Here is a 19,367-nt window from a genome sequence, read left to right as displayed (position 1 = left end):
CTCAGTCCTCCCCCTGATGGCGGAGCGCGGCCATCGGCTCGGCACGGCGCAGCGCCGACGCGGCGGTGATCAGCAGGAGCGGGGCGGCCACCCCCGCGAGGAGCAGGGCCACTCGGGACACCGGGAGTTCGACGAGGACGGGCGGGACCGGCCGTGCGGCATCGGAGGTCAGCACGATCAGCGGGACGACCGCCCGGCTCAGGACGGTGCCGAGACCGAGCCCGGCGAGCAGACCGGCGCCGACGAGCAGGCTTTGCTCCGTCGCCACCAGCCGGGCGAGATCCCGGCGGGGCGTGCCCAGGGCGCGCAGCACCGCGAACTCCGCGGCCCGCTCCCGCCGCGCACCGGCGGCGCTCACCGCGAAACCCCCGGCGGCGAGAGCCACGGCGGCCACCGCCACCGCCGTCAGCGCCGAGCGCGGCCCGGCGCCGAGCGGATCCCGCAGCAGCTCGACCGCGGTCTCGTCCCGCACCAGCACCTGCTGCCGTTCGAGGTCGGGGCGCGCCCGCAGCGCGGCGGCGACCTCGGCGGCCTTGCCGGGGGCGGCGCTCACCCACCACTCGGTGGGGGCGAGCGGCGCGCTGCCCCGCTGCGCCAGCACGGCGTCGACGGCCCGCAGATCGAGCAGCAGCGCCCCGCCGGCGATGGTCTCTCCGTCCAGGCCGGTGGCGGTGGTCGGCAGCTCCTCGACCGACCGTACGATCCGCACCCGCACCTGCTCCCCGGACAGCGGCACGTCGATGGTGTCTCCGGGCCCGGCCCCCGCCGCCCGCAGGAAGTCCCCGGTGGCGACGGCCAAGAGGCTCCGCGGCGCCCCGGCCCCGGCGGTGGCGACGCGGACGGTGTAGATCGGCTCGGCTCCGGTGCTCTCGTCGGCGTCGGCGCCGGTGCCGTACGACACGGTCAGCGGTGCGGTCCCCGACACGGCGGGCTTCGCGGCCCTGCGGGCGACGACGGCGCCGTTCTCCGTCACGGTCCGGCCGCCCTGCCAGCGCGTCCCGGCGGGCACAGGGACGGTCCGCGCGGGGCCGTCGCGGCCGGTGGCGAGCAGCCGTTCGACGGTGAACCGGTGTTGTTCGGGGCGGCCGACGGGAGAGGGGTCGTCGAGCTGAAGTCCGGTCAGCCGCAACGGACCGGCCGGGGCGGCGCGGCGGCCCGTCGCCGTCACGTCCAGGTCGAGCGCGATCCGGTGGACGCGGCCGTCCACCGGGACGTTCCCGGCGCCCAGCCGGTACGTGATGCCGTACCGGTCCTCGACGACCACCGTGAGCAGGGGCGCGCGGCCGGAGGGGGAGCGTCCCGTCCGGGTCCGCACGTCGGTGATCCGCACGTCGAGGGCGAGCCGCCGGGTGTCGTCGGGAAGCCGCACCGCCCGGTGTTCGTCCCGCGCGGGCGGCGCCAGTGCCCGCAGCAGCTTCGCCGGGGGATCGTCGGCGAGATCGCCGCGCATCAGCATCCCGTCCCCGGCGTGGGCCGTGTCCAGGGCGAGGACCGTCGCCTCGCGACCGCCGGACAGGCCCAGGGCGGCGCGGTGCGCGGGAGCGGCGTCCCGGGCCCCGGGCAGCGCGGTGTAGAGACCGGTCTGCCCGGGGCTGCCCGGCCTGTGGTCGAGGACCCGCACGGAGGCGCCCGTCCTGAAGTCGGCCTGGTCCTCCTGCGACCGGTCCCAGGACGCGCCGTGCCCGATCGCCAGCATGCCGGTCGTCACGGAGATGACCAGCAGCAGCACCGGACCCGCCCCGCGCAGCGGGCGCCGGCTGAACTGCCACCCCGCCAGCGCCGCCGGCAGCCCGCGCCCGCTCGCGGACCGCCGCTCGGCGAGCCGGGCCGCGAGCGGCAGCAGACGCAGCGTCAGGACCGTGCCCGCCAGCAGCGCCAGCGCGGGCGCCCCGACCAGCAGCGGATCGATGCCCAGCTCCCCGGCCCGGTCCCGGCTGAGCACCCCGCCGCCGGTCGCTTCGGTCTGCCGGTCGAGCTGCCAGTACGCCACGCCCGCGATCAGCAGCAGCGCGACATCGGCTCCGGCGCGCACGGGCGCGGCGGCCGTGGCGGCACGGACGCGCCGCAGCCGTACCGGCGCGCCTGCCGTCGCCGCCAGTGCGGGCGCCACGACCGCCACCGCGCACGCCGCCGCCACGCCGCCCGCGACCAGCCAGACCCGGCCCGCCGGGACGGCGCTCAGGCGCAGCCCGATCCCGTCGAGCGAGGACCACCGGGCCAGCAGCCGGGCCAGCGGGCCGGACAGCAGCGCGGCACAGACCGCGGCCGGTACCGCCAGCAGCAGCGCCTCCAGCGCGGCGAGTCCCGCGATCCGGCCGCGCGATGCGCCCCTGGCCCGCAGCAGCTCGGTCTCGCCCGCCCGCTCGCTGTCCAGCAGCCGGGCCACCAGCAGCAGCGCGTACCCGGCGAGCAGCACCAGCTGCACGGAGACGACCATCAGGGTGGACCGGGACACCAGCAGGGCCCGCCCGGTCCGGTCGAGCACCTCGGGCAGCCCGGTGCGCACGTCCGCGTCACCGCCGAGTGCCGGGTCCTCGCGCAGCGCCCCGGACGCGCGTACGGCCGCCGCGCGCAGCGCCCCGATGCTCTCGGTGGTGAAGGTCCGGTAGTCGGCCGTCGCCACCCAGCCGGTGCCGTCCTCGGAGGTGCGGCCGGAGGCGAGCACCGACGCGTCGGCCAGCAGCGGCCCGTACGTGGTGAAGGCGACGGTGCGTACGCCCTGGCCGCCGAGGGCGTCCGCCTGCCAGTAGGGATCGGAACTGTCGGCCGCCCGGTACACGCCGGTCACCCGTACCCGGACCGGCTCGCCGCCCAGCCGGTCGGTGAGCGTGAGGTGCGCTCCGGGCCGCAGCTTCACCCGGTCGGCGGCCGCCTCCGGCAGGGCGACCGGCACGGCGGCGGTGCGGGGCGCCGGAGCCGGACCCGGCAGCGTGCCCGAGACCAGCCTGATCCGGGACCGGTCGAGGGCGGCGAAGTGCGTGAGGTCGGGCTCCCCGGCGCGGGCGTCGGCGTCCTGGAGGGAACGGGGCAGCGCGTACGGACCGGACCGCTGAAGCCTCCGCACGGTCACCGGCAGCCCGCCGAACGCCTCCCGTGCCCCGCGCACCACGGCCCGCTGCGCCGCCTCCCGCCGCTCCCGGGGCACGTCCGCCTCGACCACGAGGGAGGCGGAGGCCGCGGCCCGGCCGCCCAGGGTGCCGCGCAGCGCCGCGTCCCCGACGGAGCCGGAGAAGGCGGCCAGGGCGGCGAGCACCGAGGTGGTCAGCAGGACGGCGAGCAGGGCGGCCGTGAGGAGCAGCCGATGCGCACGCAGGCGCAGCAGCAGTAAGCCGGTCACTCTTCCCCCACCCGATGGCCGAGCCGCTGTTCTCCCAACTCGGCATGCATATCACGGAGTTACCCGTCCGACACATGCGTTCGAACGCGGGTTGTTCCGCTCTTGACCGCCCGGACCGGTTCCGTATGGGATGCGGTGATGACCGAGAACACCAGCCCGGGGTCCGGTGCCGCCCTCGCCGACGACGCGTCCGAGGAGCCGATGCTGCGGGTGCAGGACCTGCACCACTCCTACGGCACGGGCGCCGCGGCCGTGCACGCGCTGCGCGGGGTCTCCTTCGCCGTCCGGCGCGGTGAACTGGTCGCCCTCAAAGGACGCTCGGGCTCCGGCAAGACGACGCTGCTCCACATGATCGGCGGCCTCGACTCCCCGCAGCGCGGCCGTGTCGTCGTGGGCGGCACCGATCTGTCGGCGCTGAGCGGGAGCGAGCTGCTGGAACTGCGCCGCGACCGGATCGGTTTCGTCTTCCAGTCCTTCGGGCTCATCCCCATCCTCACCGCCGCAGAGAACGTGGGCGTGCCGCTGCGGCTGCGCCGGGCCGAGCCGCGCGAACGCGAGGAGCGGGTGGCGCTGCTCCTGGCCCTGGTGGGCCTCGCCGACCACGAGAGGCAGCGGCCCTCCGAGCTCTCCGGCGGGCAGCAGCAGCGGGTCGCCATCGCCCGGGCCCTCGCCAACCGCCCGGCCCTGCTGCTCGCCGACGAGCCGACCGGCCAGCTCGACGCCGCCACCGGCCTGGCGGTGATGGAACTGCTGCGGGCCGTGGTCCGCAGCGAGGGCGTCACGGCCCTCGTCGCCACCCACGACCCGCAACTCCTCGGCCTGGCCGACAGGGTGCTGGAACTCAGCGACGGAAGTGTCGTCGAGGAGTGAGAGGGTGGGGCCATGACCGCGATCAGTCTGAGCAAGGTCCAGGAGACCGCTCCCGCGCTGGTGAACCTCTACAAGAGCGCTGGAGTGTCCCTCACGAAGCACGGCCTCGACGGGCTGCGGGCCGCGGTGTATCTCGTGGTCGACCACTCCGGCTCGATGAGGCCGTACTACAAGGACGGCAGTGTGCAGGCGCTCGCCGACCGGGTGCTCGGACTGTCGGCGCATCTCGATGACGACGGCACGGTTCCGGTCGTCTTCTTCTCCACCGACGTCGACGCCGTCACCGACATCGCGCTCGCCGACCATCAGGGGAAGGTCGAGCGGATCGTGGCCGGGCTCGGGCACATGGGGAAGACCAGCTACCACCTGGCGATGGACGCCGTCATCGACCACTACGTCGACAGCGGGGCCACCGAGCCGGCCCTGGTGGTCTTCCAGACCGACGGCGGGCCCATCAACAAGCTCGCCGCGGAGCGGTACCTGTGCAAGGCGGCGAAACTGCCGCTGTTCTGGCAGTTCATCGGCTTCGGCGACCCGGGCAGCAAGCAGTTCGACTTCCTGCGCAAGCTGGACGAGCTGCCCGTGCCGGGCAAGCGGGTCGTCGACAACGCCGGGTTCTTCCACGCGGGCGAGGATCCGCGGAAGGTGCCGGACGCCGAGCTGTACGACCGGCTGGTGGGCGAGTTCCCGAAGTGGCTGGTGGCCGCACGGGCGCAGGGGATCGTGCGGCCGGCCTGAGCCCGCCCGAGCCGCCTGCCCGCCCCCTTGGCCTAACCGACCCGCCCCTTGGCCTAGGGGGCTTCTGATGGATCTCCGCGGCGTCGCGACGCCCGGCACGCACTCTCGCCGCACCGGACAAAAGGCCTAGTAGCTCCGCTACGAGGCCTTCCGCCCGGCACGCCGAGAGCACGCACCGAACGCCGCTCCTTCTTCCACGGAGATCCATCAGAAGCCCCCTAGCCGCCCATACGCCCCATTTGCACGGCCGCGCTGCCGTGCCACGCTGGGAAGGATCCGACGGGGAGGCGACGACGTATGGGCGACGACGGCGCACGACGGGTGTACGACGACGGCGCAGGACACGTGCACGACGACGGCGGACGACGGACGTATGGGACGGCCTCCGCTCGCAGGAGACCTCCCGTCGGCAAGGGCGAGAAGCTCGCCGACTGGGCGGACGGGCGGCTCGGCCTCTACGGGCTGGCCAAGGCCAACATGCGCAAGGTCTTCCCGGACCACTGGTCCTTCATGCTGGGCGAGGTCACCCTCTACAGCTTCGTCGTCCTGATCCTCACCGGTGTCTACCTCACCCTGTTCTTCGAGCCGAGCATGCAGGAGGTCGTCTACCAGGGGTCCTACACGGAGCTCAACGGCGTGCTCATGAGCAGGGCGTTCGAGTCCACCCTGGACATCAGCTTCGACATCCGCGGCGGGCTGCTGATACGGCAGATCCACCACTGGGCGGCGCTGGTCTTCATCACCGGCATGATGGTGCACATGATGCGGGTGTTCTTCACCGGCGCCTTCCGCAAGCCCCGCGAGCTCAACTGGGTCTTCGGCTGGACCCTGCTGATGCTCGGCATCATCACCGGCCTGACCGGCTACTCCCTCCCGGACGACCTGCTGTCCGGCACCGGCCTGCGCTTCGCGCACGGCGCGATCCTGTCGATCCCGATCGTCGGGACGTATGTGGCGTTCTTCCTCTTCGGCGGGGAGTTCCCGGGCGACGACATCATCTCGCGCCTCTTCCCGGTCCATGTGCTGCTGCTGCCCGGGATCATGCTGGGCCTGGTGACCGCCCATCTGATCTTGGTCTTCTACCACAAGCACACCCAGTTCCCGGGCCCCGGACGCAAGGAGCGGTCGGTCGTCGGGATGCCCTTCCTGCCGGTCTACTTGGCCAAGGCGGGCGGCTTCTTCTTCCTCGTCTTCGGCGTCCTGACCATCATGGGCGCGATCGCCCAGATCAACCCCGTGTGGGCCTTCGGCCCCTACCGCGCCGACCTGGTCACCACGGGCGCCCAGCCCGACTGGTACCTCGGGTTCTCGGAGGGCCTGATCCGGGTGATGCCGGGATGGGAGATCAACCTGTGGGGCCACACGCTGGTGCTCGGCGTGTTCATCCCGTTCTCCCTCTTCCCGCTGGTCATGCTCGCCATCGGCGCCTATCCCTTCATCGAGGCGTGGATCACCGGCGACAAACGCGAGCACCACATCCTGGACCGGCCGCGCAACGCGCCCGTGCGCACCGGCCTGGGCGTGGCCTGGCTGACCCTGTACGCGGTGCTGCTGATCGGCGGCGGCAACGACATCGTGGCCACGCATCTGCATCTGTCCATCAACGTGATCACCTGGTTCGTGCGGATCGGCGCCTTCGTGCTGCCGGTCGTCGCCTTCGTCGTCACGAAGAAGATCTGCATGGGCCTCCAGCGCCGCGACCGCGCCAAGGTGCTGCACGGCAGGGAGACCGGCACCATCAAGCGGCTGCCGAACGGCGAGTACATCGAGGTGCACGAGCCCCTCTCGCAGGCGGAGCTGTTCACCCTCACCCAGCACGAGCAGAACCCGCCCTACGAGATGGGGCCCGTGGTCGACGCGGGGGGCGTGCGCCGCAAGGTCAAGCGGTCCGAGCGGCTGCGTGCGCGGCTGGCGAAGGCGATGTTCGGGCCCGACGCGCGGATCGAGAAGCCGACGGTGGAGGAGTACCGGGAGATCACCAGCGGCGATCACCAGCCGCACTGACGACCAGGGCCCGGCACTCGTGGGGATCGCCCCAGGCGGTGCGCAGGGCCCGGGCCTTGGTCAGCCACAGCGACAGGTCGTACTGCGCCGTGTAGCCGATCGCGCCGTGCAGTTGCAGCGCGGTGCGGGCGGTGGAGTACGCCGCCTCGCACGCGGCGGCTTTGGCGGCGGCGGCATCGGCCGGCCGCATGGTCAGCGCGGCACCGAAGACCAGCGGGCGCGCGAACTCCAGGGCGATCTTCGCGTCGGCCAGCCGGTGCTTGACCGCCTGGAACGACCCGACGGGGACGCCGAACTGGGTGCGTTGCCTGACGTATCCGACGGTTCTGTCGAGGAGTGCGAGGCCCACCCCGAGGGCTTGTGCGGCGGTGGCGAGACGGGCCCAGGTGAGGGCCTGTCCGGTGGGGGCGTCGAGGAGTTCGCCGCCGGGGGCGAGGGGGGTGAGGCGACGGGCGGGGTCGAGGCAGGGGAGGGCGGGGCCGTGGCCGGGGGAGAGGCGGATGCCGCTGGGCTCCCAGGAGAGCCGGAGGGTGGCCGCGTCGCCGTCCAGGGCGTATGCGCCCTCGGGTGCCACCGTCGCCATCGTCTCCCCGGACGCCAGCACCGGCAGCAGCCGCTTGGCGATGCCCGGGTCGGCCCCCGTGAGGAGCACCGCCGCCGTCACCGTCTCGACCAGCGGGCCCGGCACCGCATGGCGGCCCAGCTCCACGAAGGCGACGGCCAGTTCGACCGGAAGCGGCCCCAGTCCGCCTTCGTACGTCTCCGGGACCGCCAGCGCGAACACGCCCGCCTCCGCGACACGGGACCACAGCGCCCGCCCGCTCGCATGGTCGCCCCGGCTCCAGTCCCGCACCACCGCCGGTGTCCCCGCCGCCGTCAGCAGTGCGTCCAGCGAGGCGGCGAAGGCGCGTTGCCCGGCGTCGAGGAGGAAACGCATCAGCGGCGTCCCTTCGGCAGGCCGAGCAGGCGCTCGGCGATGATGTCGCGCTGGATCTCGTTCGTGCCCGCGTAGATCGGGCCGGCGAGCGCGAAGACGTATCGCTCCGCCCAGTCGGTGTCCGCCTGCTCGCCCTGCGGGCCGAGGAGGTCGAGGGCCGTCTCGTGCAGCGCGAGGTCGAGTTCGGACCAGAAGACCTTGTTCAGGCTCGACTCCGGGCCGAGGGCCTCGCCGTCCAGGAAGCGGGAGGCGGCCGCGTACGTGAAGAGCTGGTAGGCGCGGGCGCCGATCAGGGCGTCGGCCACCCGGTCGCGCTCGGACACCGGACCGCCCCGCTCCCGCCACAGCTCGTCCAGCCGCCGCGCGGCGGCGAGGAAACGGCCCGGGGAGCGGAGCATCAGCCCGCGTTCGTTGCCCGCCGTCGCCATCGCGATCCGCCAGCCCCGGCCGGGTTCGCCGATCACGTCCTCGTCGGGCACGAAGACCTCGTCCAGGAACAGCTCCGCGAACGCCGGCTTGCCGTCGAGGCGGGCGATCGGACGGACCGTGACGCCGGGTGCGCGCAGGTCGAACATGAGGTACGTCAGGCCCTGGTGGGGCTTCGTCGCGTCCGGATCACTGCGGAACAGGCCGAACGCGCGGTCGGCGAACGCGGCACGAGAGGACCAGGTCTTCTGGCCGCTCAAGCGCCAGCCGCCGTCCGTGCGCACGGCCCTCGCCCGCAGGGACGCAAGGTCCGAACCGGCCTCGGGCTCCGACCAGGCCTGCGCCCAGATCACCTCCCCGGAGGCCATCGGGGGCAGCGCCCGGGCCCGCTGCTCCTCGGTGCCGTGGGCGAAGAGGGTCGGGGCGAGCAGATGGATGCCGTTCTGCCCGACGCGTCCCGGGGCGCCCGCCGCGTAGTACTCCTCCTCGAAGACCAGCCACCGCAGGAGCCCCGCGTCCCGCCCGCCGTACTCCGCCGGCCAGTCGACCACCGACCAGCGGTCCGCGGCCAGCTCCGCCTCCCAGGCGCGGTGGGATTCGAAGCCCTCCGCCGTCTCCAGGGAGGGCAACGGCTCGCGCGGCACACGCGCGTGCAGCCACTGACGCACCTCGGTGCGGAACTCCTCGTCCGCCGGCGAGAACGCGAGATCCACGACCGCTCTCCTTCCCTAACAAGTGTTTGGTAGGTTAGCGTGAGCCCATGACAGACGTCGAGAGTCCGTCGTACGTGCCCGGACACGGTGTGCTGGAGGGGCGGACCGCCGTCATCACCGCCGCGGCCGGCGCGGGGATCGGCGGGGCCACCGCGCGCCGCTTCCTGGAGGAGGGCGCGCGCGTCCTGATCAGCGACGCGCACGTGCGGCGGCTCAAGGAGCACGAGGCGGAGTTGGCCGGCGAGTTCGGCGCGGCGTCGGTCGCCGCGGTGCCCTGCGACGTCACCGACGAGACGCAGGTGCGCGCCCTCTTCGACACGGCCGTCCGGGAACACGGGCGCCTCGACGTCGTGGTCAACAACGCCGGTCTCGGCGGCACCGCGGATCTCGTCGACATGACCGACGAACAGTGGTCCCGCGTCCTGGACGTCACGCTGAACGGCACGTTCCGGTGCGTGCGGGCCGCGCTCCGCCGCATGCGGGGGAACGGCGGGGTGATCGTCAACAACGCCTCCGTCGTCGGCTGGCGCGCCCAGGCCGGGCAGGCCCACTACGCCGCCGCGAAGGCGGGCGTGATGGCGCTGACCCGGTGCGCGGCGGTCGAAGCGGCCGAGTACGGGGTGCGGGTCAACGCCGTCGCGCCCAGCCTCGCCATGCACCCGCACCTGGTGAAGGTGACCACGCCCGGGCTGCTCGCCGAGCTGACCGCCCGCGAGGCCTACGGGCGGTACGCCGAGCCCTGGGAGGTGGCCAACGTGATCGTGTTCCTGGCCTCCGGCTACTCCTCGTACATGACCGGAGAAGTGGTGTCCGTCAGCAGCCGGCACCCCTAGGACGACAATGGGACCCGTGCCTCCTACGAAGAAGAAGCCCCAGGTGACCGCCACAGAGCCCGCCGCTGCTGCCGCCGCTCCCGACCGCCGTAGCGAACTCCTCGGCACCGCCGCCGAGGTCTTCGCCGAGCAGGGCTACAACGCCACCACCGTCCGCAAGATCGCGGACCACGCGGGGATGCTCGCGGGCAGCCTCTACTACCACTTCGACTCCAAGGAGTCGATGCTGGAGGAGATCCTGCGCACCTTCCTCGACGAGCTCTGGGACGGCTACGACGCCGTGCTGGGTGCCGGACTCGGCCCGCGCGAGACGCTTCAGGCCCTGGTCACCGAGTCGTTCCGGGAGATCGACCGGCATCGCGCGGCCGTCGCGATCTACCAGAAGGAGAGCAAGCAGCTCGTGGCGCAGGAGCGGTTCGCGTTCCTCGCCGAGTCGCAGCGCAGATTCGAGAAGGCGTGGCTGTCCACGCTGGAGCGCGGCGTCGCCGAGCGAGCCTTCCGGGCCGACCTCGACGTCCGGCTCACCTACCGGTTCGTGCGCGACACGGTGTGGGTGGCCGCGTCCTGGTACCGGCCGGGCGGCGGGCACAGCCCGGACGAGATCGCCCGGCAGTACCTGTCGATGGTGCTGGACGGGATCGCCGTACGCGAATAGCCCTTAACTGTGAGGGAGTTGCCATGGCCGAGGCCTACATCGTCGAAGCGGTCCGCACGCCCGTCGGGCGGCGCGGGGGAGGACTGAGCGCGGTCCATCCGGCCGACCTCGGTGCGCATGTGCTGAAGGAGCTGATGAGCCGCTCCGGCGTGGATCCGGCCGCCGTCGAGGACGTCGTCCTCGGCTGTCTGGACGCCGTGGGGCCGCAGGCCGGGGACATCGCGCGGACCTGCTGGCTGGCGGCCGGGCTGCCCGAGGAGGTGCCGGGCGTGACCGTCGACCGGCAGTGCGGTTCCTCGCAGCAGGCCGTGCACTTCGCGGCGCAGGCCGTGCTGTCCGGCACCCAGGACCTGGTGGTCGCCGGCGGTGTGCAGAACATGTCGATGATCCCCATCGCCTTCGCCACCCGGCAGGCCGCCGAGCCACTGGGGCTGTCCCAGGGGCCGTTCGCGGGCAGTGCGGGCTGGCGGGCCCGGTACGGGGACAAGCCCGTCAACCAGTTCGCGGGCGCCGAGATGATCGCCGCGAAGTGGGGGATCGGCCGCCGCGACCAGGAGGAGTTCGCCCTGCGGTCCCATCAGCGGGCGGTGCGCGCTATCGACGAGGGCCGCTTCGACCGCGAGAGCGTGCCGTACGGGGACGTCACCGCCGACGAGGGCCCGCGCCGGGACACCTCCCTGGAGAAGATGGCCGGGCTGGGACCGGTCATCGACGGCGGCACGATCACCGCCGCCTGTTCCTCGCAGGTCTCCGACGGGGCGGCGGCGATGCTGCTGGCCTCCGAGCGGGCCGTGCGCGAACACGGGCTCACCCCCCGCGCGCGCGTGCACCACCTCTCGGTGCGCGGCGAGGACCCGATCCGCATGCTCACCGCCCCCATCCCGGCCACCGCCCACGCCCTGAAGAAGACCGGCATGACCATCGGCGACATCGACCTCGTGGAGATCAACGAGGCCTTCGCCCCGGTCGTCCTGGCCTGGCTGAAGGAGACGGGCGCGGACCCGGAGAAGGTCAACGTCAACGGCGGTGCCATCGCCCTGGGCCACCCGCTCGGCGCGACCGGCGTGAAGCTGATGACGACCCTGCTGCACGAACTGGAGCGCACCGGCGGCCGGTTCGGCCTCCAGACCATGTGCGAGGGCGGCGGACAGGCCAATGTGACGATCATCGAGAGGCTGTGAGACGCCGGCGGGTGTCCTCGGCCTCCTCCATGATCCGCTCCACCAGCTCCGCGCACGAGGGCAGGTCGTCGATCACTCCGGCGACCTGCCCGGACGTCATCACGCCCAGGTCCGTACGACCGTCCACCATGGACGCCTTGAGCAGCATCGGGGTGTTCGCGGCGAGCAGGACCTGGCTCCAGGTCAGGTCCTTGCCGTGCCGCAGGGCGAGCCCGTCGCGGACCATGCGACGCCAGGTGAGGCCGGAGAGCCGCCGGAAGCGCGACGCCCTGCGCGTCGCATGGAACAGGGCTTTCACACGGCCCGAGTTCTCCAGCGCGTCCACCAGATCCGTGCGCAGCATGCGGTGCGGCAGCCCGTCCACCGCCCTGGTGACCGTCACATCCCGCACCGTCGCCGCCAGATACCGCGCCTTCACCGCCTCCGGCACGGTCGAGTCCGACGTCAGCAGGAACCGCGTGCCCATGGCGACGCCCGCAGCCCCGTAGGCCAGCGCCGCGACCAGCCCCCGCCCGTCGAAGAACCCGCCCGCCGCCACGACCGGTATGTCCACGGCGTCGACCACCTGCGGCAGCAGCACCGTCGTGGCCACCTCGCCGGTGTGCCCGCCACCCTCCGCGCCCTGCACGACCACCGCGTCCGCGCCCCACGCGGCGACCTTCTCGGCGTGCCGCCGCGCCCCCACGGTCGGCATGACGACCACACCGGCCTCCTTGAGCTCGCCGATCAGCTCCCGCGAGGGGGCCAGGGCGAAGGAGGCGACCCGGACGCCCTCCTCGATCAGGATCCGCACCCGGTCGCCGGCGTCCGCCGCGTCGGCGCGCAGGTTCACACCGAACGGCGCGTCGGTACGGGCCCGGACCTCCCGGACGGCCGTGCGCAACCGGTCGAGCGTCATCGTCGCGGAGGCCAGGATGCCGAGAGCGCCCGCGCTCGCCGTGGCGGAGACCAGGCGCGGTCCCGCCACCCAGCCCATCCCGGTCTGCACGACCGGATGGCGGACACCGGTCAGCCGGGTCAGCGCCGTCTCCATCACGAGGCGACCTCCCTCGTGCGGGTGCCGGCCGGGTCGACGACCTCGCGGATCAGCCGGAGCTCCTCCGCGGTCGGCTCGCGGGTCGGTGGCACCTCGTCCGGGACGGCGAGCTCGAAGCCCGTCGCCTCCCTGACCTGCTCCACCGTGACACCCGGGTGCAGCGAGGCCAGCCGCATCGAGTGGTCGGGCGTGGCGAAGTCGAAGACAGCCAGATCGGAGACGACCCGCGGGATGCGGTGGTGACGCGCCCCGGCCGCGTGGTCGTACCCGACTCCGCAGACCATGTCGACCCGCTCGACGAAGACCCGCCGGGAGTGCTTCGGGATCCAGTAACTGGTCGGATTGTTGAGGGTGTTGACCGGCGCGCCGCGCACCCCGAGCAGCTGCCGCCTCGGCCGCTGCCAGTCGCCGATGCACGAGATGTTCTGATTGCCGAACCGGTCGATCTGGCTCGCGCCCATCATCACGTGCCGCCGGCCGCCGGTCAACAGGGCCAGATGCTGCCGGTACGGCAGCCAGCCCTCCGTCGTCCCGTCCGGGCGGACCAGCAGCGCCTCGCCGTCGGTCAGCAGCAGGTCAGGCGCGAAGGTGAGCCGGGCGAGCCGGGCGCCGATGGAGGGGATCAGCCCCATGGGGCTCGCGAGCACCTCGCCGTCGCCCCGCCAGGCCTCGGCGCACGCGATCACGCAGTACTCGGCGCGGGTGGCGGCCCCCGTCATGTCCCCTCCCCGACGGCCGACTGATACGCCCGCTCGTCCCCGGCGAGGAACCGGGCCGCGAACTTGGGCCAGGGTGTCGTCGCGTACGTCTTCTGGAAGGCCTCGTCCCGACCGTAGTCGGGCGCGCAGGACGTGAAGTGCGCCCCGTTCGGGGCCTCGACGACGCCGGTCACCGTGTGCCGCTTGACCAGCAGGGTCTGCGGCGGTGCCGCCTTCGTCAGCTCGGCCGTGTCGACGATCCGTTCGCAGCTGACGTACGCCGTGTCCGCCGCCTCGCAGAACAGGTCGTCGAAGTACGGGTCCGGGCCCAGGTACTGCCCGTTGCCCAGCCGGTCGGCGCGGTTCATGTGCACCAGGGCCGCGTCGAGCCGCAGGGCGGGCATCGCCACGAACGTCTCCCCGTCCTCGTACGGTGAAGTGACCGTCCGCAAGCCGGGATTGACCCGCATCACGTCCGAGCCGATACCGGCCCGCACCGGCAGGAACGGCAGCCGGTTCGCCGCCGCGTGCAGGCCCCACATGAACATCGCCTCGTCGATCTCCGTCAGTGCGAAGGCACCATGCTCGCGGGCCGCGCGGAAGTGCGGCTCCAGGGGGATCGAGTCGAGGGTGACGAAGGCCGTGACCAGTTTCCGGATCCGCCCGGCGGCGGCCAGCATGCCCACGTCCGGGCCGCCGTAGGAGACGACCGTGAGATCGGTGATCTGTGACCGGAGCAGTGCTCTCACCAGGGCCATCGGCTTGCGGCGCGAGCCCCAGCCGCCGATGCCGAGGGTCATGCCGCTGGACAGGCGGGACACGACCTCGTCGGCCGTCATCGTCTTGTCACTCACCTACGCGCCCTCCTTCCCGAAGCCCGCGCGCACCCGGTCGGCCACCCCACTGAGGCCCGCTTCGAAGGTGAAGCCCTGCTCGAAGCGGTAGCTGCGGCGCACGTCGACCGGATCGATGCCATTGAGGGCGGCCTTGGCCAGGCGCAGCAGCCGCCCGTCCTTGGCGGCGATCTCGCGGGCCAGCGTCAGTGCGGCGGCTCGCAGTTCCCCGGGCGGCACCACCTGCCACACCGAGCCGTGCGCGTGCAGCTCGGCCGCGGTCGCCGTGCGCGAGGTGTAGTACAGGGCGCGCATCAGGTGCTGCGGGACCAGCCGGGCCAGATGGGTGGCCGCGCCCAGTGCGCCACGGTCCAGCTCGGGCAGACCGAAGACGGCGTCCTCGCTCGCCACGATGACGTCCGCGTTGCCCACCAGCCCGATGCCACCGCCCAGGCAGAAGCCGTGCACCGCCGCCACGACCGGCACCGCGCAGTCGTATACCGCGGCGAAGGCCTCCGCGCAGGCGTGGTTGGCGCCGATCAGCGCACTGTTGCCGTCCTTCTGTATCTCCTTGATGTCCACGCCCGCGTTGAACCCGCGCCCCTCGGCCGCCAGCACCACGCACCGGACCGCCGGGTCGCGCCCGGCCGCGCGCACCGCGTTGGCCAGGGCGAACCAGCCGGCCACCGGCAGGGCGTTCACCGGCGGGAAGTCGGCCGTGACGACGGCTATGCCCTTTTCCACGCACGAGGTGGAGACACCCATGGCCGCATCAGCTACCTTTCCACCAAACGTTTGTTAGGTGGAAGGTAGCAGCGAATGGAGCTGGACGGGAAGGTCGCCGTCGTCACGGGCGGGACCCGGGGCGTCGGTGCCGGTATCGCGCGTGCCTTCGTACGGGCGGGCGCCGAGGTCGTGGTCTGCGCCCGCCGCCCGCCGGAAGTCCCGGTGCCCGGAACGGAGTTCGCGCCGCTGGACGTCCGGGACGCCGAGGCCGTCCGGCGCCTGTGCGGCGAGCTGCCCCGGCTGGACGTCCTCGTCAACAACGCGGGAGGCAGCCCCCACCGCCCGCTCACCCACGCCGGCGCCGACCGGCACGCGCGCGTGGTGGAGCTCAACCTCGTCGCTCCGCTGACCGTGTCCCTCGCCGCGTACGAGCACCTACGGCGGGCCAAGGGCTCGATCGTCATGATCGGCAGCGTCAGCGGAGGCCGCCCCTCACCGGGCACCGCCGCCTACGGCGCCGCCAAGGCGGGCCTGGAAAGCCTCGCCCGCTCGATGGCCGTTGAATGGGCGCCCGACATCCGGGTCAACACCCTCGTCGTCGGCATGGTCCGCACCGAACTGTCCCACCTCCACTACGGCGACCAGGACGGCGTCGCGGCCGTCGCGCGCACCGTCCCGCTCGGCCGTCTCGCCGAGCCGTCCGACGTCGGCCGGGCCGCGGCCTTCCTCGCCTCGGACGCCGCCGCCTACATCAGCGGGGCGAGTCTGCTGGTCCACGGGGGCGGGGAGCGCCCCGCGTTCCTGGACGCCTCGACCGCGAACGAGTGAACAAGGAGACCTGAGATGAGCGGAATCTGCGACGGGCGGGTCGTCGTCGTCACCGGCGCGGGGCGGGGGCTCGGCCGCGCCCACGCCCTGGCGTTCGCCGCCGAGGGCGCGCGGCTCGTCGTCAACGACCTCGGCGTCGGCCTCGACGGCACAGCCGGAGCCGGCGGGACGCCCGGCCCCGGCAGCCCGGCCGCCCGCGTCGCCGAGGAGATCCGCGCGGCGGGCGGCGAGGCGGTGCCGCACGGCGGCGACATCGCCACGACCGAGGGCGCCGCCTCCCTCGTCCGGACGGCCCTGGAGAGGTACGGCAGGCTCGACACGCTCGTCAACAACGCGGGCTTCCTGCGCGACCGGATGCTGGTCAACCTCGACGACGACGACTTCGACGCCGTCGTACGCGTCCACCTCAAGGGCCACTTCCTGCCCCTGCGGCACGCCGCCGCACACTGGCGGTCCGAGGCCAAGGCGGGCCGCCCGCCCGAGGCCCGGATCGTCAACACCAGCAGCGGCGCGGGCCTGCTGGGCTCGGTCGGGCAGGGCAACTACAGCGCCGCCAAGGCCGGGATCGTCGCCCTGACCCTGGTCGCGGCGGCCGAACTGCGCCGCTACGGCGTCCAGGTCAACACGATCGCCCCCGCCGCCCGGACCCGTATGACGGAGCGCACCTTCGCCGACACCATGGCGGCACCCGACTCGGGCTTCGACGCGATGGCCCCGGAGAACGTCTCCCCCCTGGTCGTCTGGCTCGGCTCGGCCGCGAGCGCTGGGGTGACGGGCCGGGTCTTCGAGGCGGAGGGCGGCCGGATCACGGTGATGGAGGGCTGGCGCCCGGGCCCGAGTGTGGACAAGGGCGAGCGGTGGGCTCCGGCGGAGGCGGGGGAGGCGGCGCGGAAAATGCTGGCGGAGGCGGGCGAGCCCGGGCGCGTGTACGGGGCGTAGGAAGGCTGGTGAGCGATCCTTTCCCGCACCCCGGCGCGCACCTACGTGTCGCACTCCAACACGCTCCGGCACAACGCACACCGCGCCCGAACCCGCCCCCGCACCGGCACCCTGATCCGCTGATGACAGGTCGGGCAGGGAAACGACACCCGCAACCGCCCACCCCCGTCCGGAGTGAACGAGTACCGCACACCCGGCTGCGGCGGCCCGGCCGGCGCATGCCGCCGATCGCGCGCGTACCGCCGCCGCCCCGCCCACCCCGCCGCGGTCAACGGCGGCTGCTGCTCATCGCGACGGGCCAGCTCCATCCCCTTCACGTACGCCGTGTACGCCTGCGGACTGGTGAACCACACCGACGGGTCCTCCCCGAAGACCAGCGCGCGCTTGGCCAGCACGTACCCGAACTCCTCCGGCGTGAGATACCCCAGCTTCTGGGACGACGCCCGGTCCTCCCGGTACGCGTCCAGCAGCAGCCAGCCCGCGCCCAGATACGTCGCCGCCGTGTCCGTCAGGATCTCGTTGTCCCTCACGCCCGGGAAGGACAGGTCGAGTCGGTGCAGGTACACATGCATCACCTCGTGCGCCAGGGCCGCCCCGATGTCCCGCCGATGCGTACGGAACCGGTCGTTCAGCTCCACGAAGTACTCGGGCCCGGCCGCCAGCTCGACGTTCGCCGCGTGCCGCATCTCCCGGAAGCTCACGATCAGCCGGGCGTCCGGCAGCCGGTAGTGCCGCACCAGCTCGCGCGCCACCCGCTGCGCCCCCAGGTACAGGTCGTCGGTGTCACAGAACGCCACGTCGGCGGGGACCACACTGGTCGCGAACGTCTGGATCGTGTCGTACGACAGTCGCTTGTACAGCGCCGTGATGGCGGCCCGCACCGTCTCCAGGTGCGGGTAGCCGTGCTCGACCGGCCCGTCGTTCGCCACGCCTCACCCCCAAGACGCCCCTGAACCCGGTTCCACTGTACGAAAGTGTGACGGCCAGGGGGCCGTGCCGCCGCTGCGAAAACCGGTCGTCGCCGCCCTGGGCCGCTGGCAGAATCCGGGCCGTGACCAGCCAACAGCGCTCCGTCGCCGCCTCGCTCCAGGTGGGCGGCCAGGACGACGAACTCGACCAGCGGCTCGACGAGGAGCTGACCGCCTTCAACACCGCCGCCGCCGACGGCGCCACGACCGAGCCGCTCTCCGTCCGCGTCGTCGAGGAGTCCGGCGACCTGATCGGCGGGCTCACCGCCTGGACCTGGGGCAGCCTGGCTTGTGTGGACATGCTCTGGGTACGCGCGGACCAGCGGCACGCCGGCTGGGGCGGCAGGCTGATGCGCGCCGCGGAGGCCGAGGCCGTCCGGCGCGGCTGCACGGACATGATCGTCTCCACGTACAGCTTCCAGGCGCCCGGTTTCTACCCGCGGCTCGGCTTCCGGGAACGGGCCCGCGTCGAGGGCGTGCCCGGCGGACACGAGGACGTCTACTTCCACAAGCGGCTGAGCCCCGCCGAGTCGTGAGACGGCACGCGGCCGCCGGGCGCGCGCCCTTTAGGCTGACACGCCATGACCACCAGCAACACCGGCACCGGTGACGTCGACCCTGCCGTCCGTGAGGAACTCGCCCGCCTGCGCGACAGCATCGACAACATCGACGCGGCCGTCGTCCACATGCTCGCCGAGCGCTTCAAGTGCACCCAGCAGGTCGGCCACCTCAAGGCCCGGCACCAGCTGCCGCCCGCCGACCCGGCCCGCGAGGCCCGCCAGATCGCCCGGCTGCGCGCCCTCGCCGAGAACGCCAAACTGGACCCGGCCTTCGCGGAGAAGTTCCTGAACTTCATCGTCGCCGAGGTCATCCGTCACCACGAGCGCATCGCGGACGAGGCGCTCAACGGCTCGACGCCCGGCGGCAACTGACCTCGCGCGACCGCCCCCAGGGGAGTGACACGACGGCCCGCGCGAGGCATGCTGCGCTGTGCACAGCATGTCAGCTGACGAGCACTGCGCGTCAGTGTCCCGGACTTACTCTGGTCCTCCACGAGGGAGGGGCGTCGGGCCATGCCGTCGGAAACCAGGATCCTCATCGTCGACGATCACGAGGACACGCTGTACGCGCTGGAGAGCGCCCTGGCCCCGCTGGGCTACCTGCTGGGCCGGGCCACCAGCGGCGACGAGGCGCTCAAGCAGGTGCTGCGCGGCCAGGTCGGCCTGCTCCTGCTCGACGTGCGCATGCCCGGCGTCAGCGGACTGGAGGTCGTGCGCTGCATGCGGCGCGTGGAACAGACCCAGCACATCCCGGTGATCCTGCTCACCGGCTTCGGCCCCGACCACGAACTGACCACCGCCGCCTTCGGCCTCGGCGTCGCCGACCTCGTCATGAAACCCGTGGACCCCTGGGCCCTGCGCACCAAGGTCCGCTACCTCTACGACGCCCACCAGCACCACCTCGCCCTGGAGCAGGAGGTGCGCCGGCTGCGCGCCTTCGTCCGGGAGCACACCGAGACCGCCGCACACCCCGAGCGACCCGCCCTGGCGCACACCGAGACCGCCGCACACCCCGAGCGACCCGCCCTGGCGCACACCGAGACCGCCGCACACCCCGAGCGACCCGCCCTGGCGCACACCGAGAC

19 protein-coding genes are annotated in these 19,367 nt (G+C 73.0%); 11 read left to right on the top strand and 8 right to left on the bottom strand.

Annotated features, from left to right (window positions below):
- Position 1: 1 nt before the first annotated feature.
- On the bottom strand, positions 2 to 3,337 hold the full coding sequence (locus ACIBNA_RS26255; RefSeq protein WP_399167572.1) for an FtsX-like permease family protein: 3,336 nt from the start codon (positions 3,335 to 3,337) through the stop codon (positions 2 to 4).
- Positions 3,338 to 3,475: 138 nt separating this feature from the next.
- Between ACIBNA_RS26255 and ACIBNA_RS26250 the strand changes: the two genes are divergently transcribed.
- From ACIBNA_RS26250 to ACIBNA_RS26240, 3 genes are all read left to right on the top strand, one after another.
- Positions 3,476 to 4,207 carry an ABC transporter ATP-binding protein gene (locus ACIBNA_RS26250; protein WP_399167571.1) on the top strand — a complete coding sequence of 244 codons (732 nt, stop codon included), beginning with the start codon at positions 3,476 to 3,478 and terminating at the stop codon, positions 4,205 to 4,207.
- A gap of 12 nt (positions 4,208 to 4,219) precedes the next feature.
- A complete protein-coding gene (locus ACIBNA_RS26245; RefSeq protein WP_399167570.1) occupies positions 4,220 to 4,945 on the top strand; it encodes a vWA domain-containing protein in 726 nt (241 codons plus the stop codon).
- Positions 4,946 to 5,242: 297 nt separating this feature from the next.
- Complete coding sequence (locus ACIBNA_RS26240) at positions 5,243 to 6,949, top strand: cytochrome bc complex cytochrome b subunit (protein WP_399167569.1); 1,707 nt, start codon at positions 5,243 to 5,245, stop codon at positions 6,947 to 6,949.
- Here the strand turns inward: ACIBNA_RS26240 and ACIBNA_RS26235 are convergent.
- Together ACIBNA_RS26235 and ACIBNA_RS26230 are read right to left on the bottom strand one after the other, a co-directional pair.
- Positions 6,921 to 7,886, bottom strand: a complete 966-nt coding sequence (locus ACIBNA_RS26235; protein ID WP_399167568.1) for an acyl-CoA dehydrogenase family protein — start codon at positions 7,884 to 7,886, stop codon at positions 6,921 to 6,923. The two genes, ACIBNA_RS26240 and ACIBNA_RS26235, sit on opposite strands and share 29 nt — an antisense overlap.
- On the bottom strand, positions 7,886 to 9,025 hold the full coding sequence (locus ACIBNA_RS26230) for an acyl-CoA dehydrogenase family protein (RefSeq protein ID WP_399167567.1): 1,140 nt from the start codon (positions 9,023 to 9,025) through the stop codon (positions 7,886 to 7,888). Before ACIBNA_RS26230 ends, ACIBNA_RS26235 begins: the two co-directional genes overlap by 1 nt.
- A 47-nt stretch (positions 9,026 to 9,072) precedes the next feature.
- Between ACIBNA_RS26230 and ACIBNA_RS26225 the strand changes: the two genes are divergently transcribed.
- The 3 genes from ACIBNA_RS26225 to ACIBNA_RS26215 are packed head-to-tail and all read left to right on the top strand — an operon-like array spanning position 9,073 to position 11,694.
- The gene (locus ACIBNA_RS26225; RefSeq protein ID WP_399167566.1) at positions 9,073 to 9,858 is read left to right on the top strand and encodes an SDR family oxidoreductase; all 786 of its coding nucleotides are present in this window, start codon (positions 9,073 to 9,075) and stop codon (positions 9,856 to 9,858) included.
- Positions 9,859 to 9,865: 7 nt separating this feature from the next.
- Positions 9,866 to 10,513 (top strand): TetR/AcrR family transcriptional regulator, encoded by a 648-nt coding sequence (locus ACIBNA_RS26220; protein ID WP_399167565.1) that lies wholly within the window; start codon positions 9,866 to 9,868, stop codon positions 10,511 to 10,513.
- Positions 10,514 to 10,536: 23 nt separating this feature from the next.
- Positions 10,537 to 11,694, top strand: a complete 1,158-nt coding sequence (locus tag ACIBNA_RS26215) for an acetyl-CoA C-acetyltransferase (RefSeq protein ID WP_399167564.1) — start codon at positions 10,537 to 10,539, stop codon at positions 11,692 to 11,694.
- On the opposite strand, the gene ACIBNA_RS26210 is transcribed toward ACIBNA_RS26215, so the two are convergent.
- From ACIBNA_RS26210 to ACIBNA_RS26195, 4 genes are read right to left on the bottom strand one after another with little or no spacing between them, the layout of a single operon-like run.
- A complete protein-coding gene (locus ACIBNA_RS26210) occupies positions 11,678 to 12,727 on the bottom strand; it encodes an NAD(P)H-dependent flavin oxidoreductase (protein ID WP_399167665.1) in 1,050 nt (349 codons plus the stop codon). The genes ACIBNA_RS26215 and ACIBNA_RS26210 overlap by 17 nt on opposite strands.
- Positions 12,727 to 13,449, bottom strand: coding sequence for a CoA-transferase subunit beta (locus ACIBNA_RS26205; RefSeq protein WP_399167563.1), 723 nt, complete (start codon positions 13,447 to 13,449; stop codon positions 12,727 to 12,729). The genes ACIBNA_RS26210 and ACIBNA_RS26205 overlap by 1 nt, the downstream gene beginning before the upstream one ends.
- On the bottom strand, positions 13,446 to 14,282 hold the full coding sequence (locus tag ACIBNA_RS26200; protein WP_399167562.1) for a CoA transferase subunit A: 837 nt from the start codon (positions 14,280 to 14,282) through the stop codon (positions 13,446 to 13,448). Before ACIBNA_RS26200 ends, ACIBNA_RS26205 begins: the two co-directional genes overlap by 4 nt.
- Positions 14,283 to 15,026, bottom strand: coding sequence for an enoyl-CoA hydratase family protein (locus ACIBNA_RS26195; protein WP_399167560.1), 744 nt, complete (start codon positions 15,024 to 15,026; stop codon positions 14,283 to 14,285).
- Positions 15,027 to 15,080: 54 nt separating this feature from the next.
- Between ACIBNA_RS26195 and ACIBNA_RS26190 the strand changes: the two genes are divergently transcribed.
- On the top strand, positions 15,081 to 15,815 hold the full coding sequence (locus ACIBNA_RS26190; protein WP_399167559.1) for an SDR family oxidoreductase: 735 nt from the start codon (positions 15,081 to 15,083) through the stop codon (positions 15,813 to 15,815).
- 15 nt (positions 15,816 to 15,830) lie between these two features.
- Positions 15,831 to 16,754 (top strand): SDR family oxidoreductase, encoded by a 924-nt coding sequence (locus ACIBNA_RS26185; RefSeq protein WP_399167558.1) that lies wholly within the window; start codon positions 15,831 to 15,833, stop codon positions 16,752 to 16,754.
- A gap of 41 nt (positions 16,755 to 16,795) precedes the next feature.
- On the opposite strand, the gene ACIBNA_RS26180 is transcribed toward ACIBNA_RS26185, so the two are convergent.
- Positions 16,796 to 17,683 (bottom strand): hypothetical protein, encoded by an 888-nt coding sequence (locus tag ACIBNA_RS26180; protein ID WP_399167557.1) that lies wholly within the window; start codon positions 17,681 to 17,683, stop codon positions 16,796 to 16,798.
- A 122-nt stretch (positions 17,684 to 17,805) separates the two neighbouring features.
- Here ACIBNA_RS26180 and ACIBNA_RS26175 point away from each other — a divergent pair, with 122 nt between their 5' ends.
- The 3 genes from ACIBNA_RS26175 to ACIBNA_RS26165 all read left to right on the top strand — a co-directional run.
- Positions 17,806 to 18,258: a GNAT family N-acetyltransferase gene (locus tag ACIBNA_RS26175; protein WP_399167556.1), complete on the top strand. Its 453-nt coding sequence runs from the start codon at positions 17,806 to 17,808 to the stop codon at positions 18,256 to 18,258.
- 45 nt (positions 18,259 to 18,303) lie between these two features.
- Positions 18,304 to 18,654 (top strand): chorismate mutase, encoded by a 351-nt coding sequence (locus tag ACIBNA_RS26170; RefSeq protein WP_399167555.1) that lies wholly within the window; start codon positions 18,304 to 18,306, stop codon positions 18,652 to 18,654.
- Between the two features lie 141 nt (positions 18,655 to 18,795).
- On the top strand, positions 18,796 to 19,367 hold a 572-nt coding region (locus ACIBNA_RS26165), incomplete at its 3' end, for a two-component system response regulator (RefSeq protein ID WP_399167554.1).

Source organism: Streptomyces sp. NPDC050164 (genome assembly GCF_044459945.1).
GTDB classification, from domain to species: domain Bacteria; phylum Actinomycetota; class Actinomycetes; order Streptomycetales; family Streptomycetaceae; genus Streptomyces; species Streptomyces coeruleorubidus_A.
This window is presented reverse-complemented; position numbering and strand designations above follow the sequence as displayed.